The sequence below is a fragment of the Candidatus Erwinia dacicola genome (genome assembly GCF_001756855.1).
GTDB lineage: Bacteria > Pseudomonadota > Gammaproteobacteria > Enterobacterales > Enterobacteriaceae > Erwinia > Erwinia dacicola.
Genome location: NZ_MAYS01000173.1, coordinates 1 through 4,502, shown reverse-complemented (window position 1 = coordinate 4,502; position 4,502 = coordinate 1). Strand labels below are relative to the sequence as shown.

The 4,502-nt window shown below is 57.5% G+C and carries 3 protein-coding genes and 3 pseudogenes; 1 reads left to right on the top strand and 5 read right to left on the bottom strand.

What is annotated here, in order from left to right:
- The 5 genes and pseudogenes from BBW68_RS15930 to lolC all read right to left on the bottom strand — a co-directional run.
- Positions 1-240 (bottom strand): annotated as a pseudogene (locus tag BBW68_RS15930) (transposase); the annotation flags it as partial.
- 99 nt (positions 241-339) lie between these two features.
- Positions 340-426: pseudogene (locus BBW68_RS17670) on the bottom strand (N-acetylglucosamine kinase); the annotation flags it as partial.
- Positions 427-462: 36 nt separating this feature from the next.
- Positions 463-1,713: a lipoprotein-releasing ABC transporter permease subunit LolE gene (gene lolE / locus BBW68_RS05290; RefSeq protein WP_070134313.1), complete on the bottom strand. Its 1,251-nt coding sequence runs from the start codon at positions 1,711-1,713 to the stop codon at positions 463-465.
- On the bottom strand, positions 1,713-2,417 hold the full coding sequence (lolD, locus tag BBW68_RS05285) for a lipoprotein-releasing ABC transporter ATP-binding protein LolD (RefSeq protein WP_070134312.1): 705 nt from the start codon (positions 2,415-2,417) through the stop codon (positions 1,713-1,715). The genes lolE and lolD overlap by 1 nt, the downstream gene beginning before the upstream one ends.
- Positions 2,410-3,609 carry a lipoprotein-releasing ABC transporter permease subunit LolC gene (lolC, locus tag BBW68_RS05280; protein ID WP_070134311.1) on the bottom strand — a complete coding sequence of 400 codons (1,200 nt, stop codon included), beginning with the start codon at positions 3,607-3,609 and terminating at the stop codon, positions 2,410-2,412. The genes lolD and lolC overlap by 8 nt, the downstream gene beginning before the upstream one ends.
- A 300-nt stretch (positions 3,610-3,909) precedes the next feature.
- Between lolC and BBW68_RS05275 the strand changes: the two are divergent.
- Positions 3,910-4,311: pseudogene (locus BBW68_RS05275) on the top strand (helix-turn-helix domain-containing protein); the annotation flags it as partial.
- Positions 4,312-4,502 lie beyond the last annotated feature (191 nt).

The following is a 4,502-nucleotide window of genomic DNA, read 5'->3' as shown; positions in this document are numbered from 1 at the left end:
TTCCTGGCTCAGCGTCTGGCGCTTATGCTTTCCCGTGCGGTGATCGAGGTAGTGGTGGACCACCGCGCCGCCGGCGTAGTGTCGCAGCCGTGAAGCCGACACCGGCGGTCGTTTCAGCTAGCGTCCGAGGTATTTAACGCTGTGCCAGGCTCCCCGGGTCTTCTTCGCGAAGTGTACCTTCCAGTGCCGGCCATACTGTGCCTTCAGGTAACGCCGCCACTGGGGCTCATCGCGGATGTGGCCCAGGCCCGGCAGGGTGCCGGGACTGACCCGCTCATGGCTGCCGGGTTAACTGCTCCAGCACCGCCAGCAGCTACGGATAATCATCCTGCAGTGTACAACGCGGTGCTGCCAGACCAGCTGGCGCTGAGTGTCATACACCCCAAGGGCGATTTTGCTGCCGCCAATATCAAAGCCGTAATACATGCTGCCCCCGCGATGATTGACCGCTGCCTCTGTTGCTTATTGACCACTTAGCATTAGCACGCGAGCCGGATCGATGAGGCTGGCGCGGCGTGCCGGATACCAGCTAGCGATCAGGCTCAGCAGCAGAGCAGTCACCAGCACAATGCCGACGTCGCCCCAGTGCAGCTTGGAAGGCAAGAAGTCGATAAAGTAGATATCCCCCGAAAGGAAATGATAGCCAGTCAGCGCTTCAATCGCATGAATGATCGGTGTCAGATTGAGGGCGGTCAACACGCCAACCACTACCCCGCTGACGCTGCCCACCAGCCCGGTCAGCAGGCCGTACCAGACAAAGATCTCGCGGATTAACCCATCTTTTGCCCCCAAGGTGCGCAGCACGGCAATGTCGCTGCTCTTATCTTTCACTGCCATCACCAGCGTGGAGACAATATTGAAGCAGGCCACGCCGATCACCAGCACCATCGCCAGATACATAATAGCGCGGATCATCTGAATGTCGCGGTACATATAGCCGTAGGTGCCAATCCAGCTGCGGATATAGACGGTAGCGTGCGTCACTTCGCCCGCCGCCCGCACCACGCTCATCGCGCTAAAGGGATCGGTGGCCTTCAGGGCAATCCCGGTAACACTGTCGCCCATGCTTAGCAGCTGCTGCGCATCGGCCAGCGGCACCAGCGCCAGACTGTGGTCGAGCATGCCGCTCAGCTTGAGGATACCCGCCACCTGCAGGCGCACCCGCTTCGGCTGCAGCAGCTTATGCCCGGCGTCGCTGTTGGGGATCATGATCGTCAGCCAGTCGCCCTGCTTCACTTTCAGGCTGTCGGCAACGCCCTGACCCAGCAGGATCTGCTGCTTGCCCGCGGCGAAGCTGGCCCAGGCATTATTCTGCACGTAGGAAGGCAGCGCGCTGAGCTGGCTCTCCTGCTGCGGGTCAACGCCCTTCACCTGCACCGCTTCTAGCTTGCTGCCTCTCTCGATTAGACTGGTAAAATTGATATAGGGTGCGGCGGCGGCCACGCAAGGCACCTGGCGGATCTTCGGCAACATCGCCTGCCAGCCGACAAACGGCTGATCCTGCGGTTCAATCTTGCCGTGCGGCACCACCGCCAGAATACGGTTATTCAGCTCGCGCTCGAAGCCGTTCATCGCGCTCAGCCCGACGATCAGTACCGCTACACCGAGCGCGATACCAACGGTGGAGATCACCGAGATCAGCGAAACCATGCCCCCGCGCCGACGGCCGCGGCTAAAGCGCAGGCCGAGCAGTAAAGAGAGAGAGCCAGCCATCAGAGGCTACCTGCCAGCTGCAGCTGGTCGCTCAGAATGCCGTCGCGCATCTCCATCTGGCGCTGTATGCGTTTAGCCAGGTTCAGGTCGTGCGTCACCACCAAGAAAGCGGTGCCCTGGGTCTGGTTCAGCTCACCCAGCAGGTCAAAAATGGCATTGGCATTGTGCGCATCGAGGTTACCGGTCGGTTCATCCGCCATTACCAGACGAGGGCTGTTGACAAGCGCACGGGCGATCGCCACGCGCTGACGCTCGCCGCCGGAAAGCTCTGCCGGGCGGTGCACGGCACGGTGATCCAGGTCAACCGCTTTTAGCATCGCCAGCGCCTTAGCCTGCGCCCCGACCTTCGCCGTTTTGCCGATCAACAGCGGCATCGCAACGTTTTCCAACGCGCTGAAGTCCGGCAGCAGGTGGTGGAACTGGTAGATAAAGCCGAGTTCGCGGTTGCGCAGCTCGGCCTTCGCCGCTGAGGACATGGCGTTCAGCGATTTACCGTCAAACACCACCTCACCGGAGGTCGGGGTGTCCAGCCCGCCCAGCAGGTGCAGCAGGGTGCTTTTACCGGAGCCGGAGCTGCCGACAATCGCCATGATTTCACCCGGCTTCACACTGAAGGATACGTTGCGCAGGACATCGGTCTGCACGCTGCCTTCCTGATAGCGTTTACACAAGTTGTCGCACTGCAACAGGATGTTGTTACTCATAACGTAAAGCCTCAGCGGGTTGAACGGCGGCCGCGCGCCAAGAAGGGTAAAGCGTGGACAGCAGCGCCACCACAATCGCCGTGACGGTGATGGTGGCAACCTGTGTCAGAGAAATATCGACCGGAAGCGCGGCGCCATCAAGGAAGGCACCGATGACTGGCATTAAATTATTCAGCTGGCTGGCTAGCAGTACGCCCAGCACCGCGCCGAGCACCGCCCCCACCACCCCGGCGGTGGCACCCTGCACCATAAACACGGCAACAATTTGGCGGCGCGTCAGCCCCTGGGTTTGCAGGATAGCCATTTCACCCTGCTTCTCCATAATCATCAGGCCAAGCGAGGTAACGATGTTAAAGGCGGCCACGGCGACGATCACGCTGAGCAGCAGCCCCATCATATTTTTCTCCATCTTCACTGCTTGGAACAGTTCGCCCTTGCGCTTGCGCCAGTCTTTCCACACCAGCCCTTTCGCCAGCGGCTGCTGGCTGATGACGTCAACCTGCAGCGGTTTATCCAGCCACAGACGCCAGCCAGTGATATTGCCTGCCGGGTAACGCATCAGGCGCGATGCATCCTGCTGGTTGACCAAAATCTGGTAGACATCGACATCACTGTTAGCGGCAAAGGTGCCGATCACGGTAAACAGACGCTGGCTGGGAATACGACCCATCGGGGTGAACTGGGTGGCAGACGGCACCATCAGGCGGATTTTATCGCCGCGCTGCACGCCCAGCTGATGTGCCAGCTGCGCACCGACAATCGTATTGTACTGGCCCGGCTGCAGCTGCAGCTGACGCACTTTGTAGAGATATGGTGCCAGCGGGTCTGGCTCATCGGGGTTAATTCCCAGCATTACGCCAATGCCCACGCTGGCGGCGCTCTGCATCACCACTTCCCCGGTGGAAAGCGGCTTAATGCGGCTGACGCCGGAGAGATGTAGGCTGCTGGCTGGGATCTGCTGCGGGTTGATGGAGCCGGTGTCGCTGGTGATTAACGCCTGCGGCATCAGGCCGAGGGTGTTTTTTTCCAGTTCGTGCTCAAGCCCGTTCATCACGGAAAGCACGGTAACCAGCGCCATCACGCCCAGCGTAATGCCAATGGCAGATAGCCAAGAGACAAACCGGCCGAAGCGGTCTGAGGCGCGCCCGCGCATATAGCGCAGGCCGATAAATAAGGCGACAGGTTGATACATGACATCCGTCCTTCAATGGCGGAAACAATTGCTGGGGATAATAAAGGTTAGTCCGGCGTTATGGAACCACTAAGTGTAGTGGCACACTGATACTGGCCACCCGATCGGAGGTGATATGCTCACCTCAATAACACTACACATTCGTTAAGGCTGCCGAAGCGGTTAATGTCAGTGATTCCGTTCTGACTCGCTGGGTCAATAAACTCAGGCTGGAGCGACAAGGTAAAACCCCTGCGGGTGTAGATTCAATTGGTCAACGCAACAGTCATGTGAAAACATGGGATTGCGGAGGGTTTTTGAATGAGACGGACATTTACAGCAAAGGAAAAATCATCTGTTTTTGAACTGTGGAAGAACGGAACAAGCTTCAGTGAAATAGCTAATATTTTGGGTTCGAAACTAGGAACAATCTTCACCATGTTAAGAGATACTGGCGGCATAAAACCCAATGAGCGCAAGCGGGCTGTAGCTCACCTGACGCTGTCTGAGCGTGAGGAAATACGAGCCGGTTTGTCAGCCAAAATGAGCATTCGTGCGATAGCTACTACGCTGAATCGTAGTCCTTCGACGATCTTACGTGAAGTTCAGCGTAATCGAAGCAAGCGTTATTACAAAGCTGTTGATGCTAATAACCGGGCCAGCAAGATGGAGAAAAGACCAAAACCGTGCTTACTGGATCAGAATTTCCCGTTGGGAAAGCTTGATGGTTAGGAGATTGAATCGCCTCTTCTGAGAGCGCCCAACCATGAATGTCAGAACGAACTATCCCTTTGATGCGGGGCTCGTGCATAGGTTTAAGTATGAAAATGCAGTTTTTGTCATGTTTTTAATCGGAAAGCCATTTTTCAGGCACACTAATCCGGCTCAGGCATCCGCAACCATCGCTTTTTCTC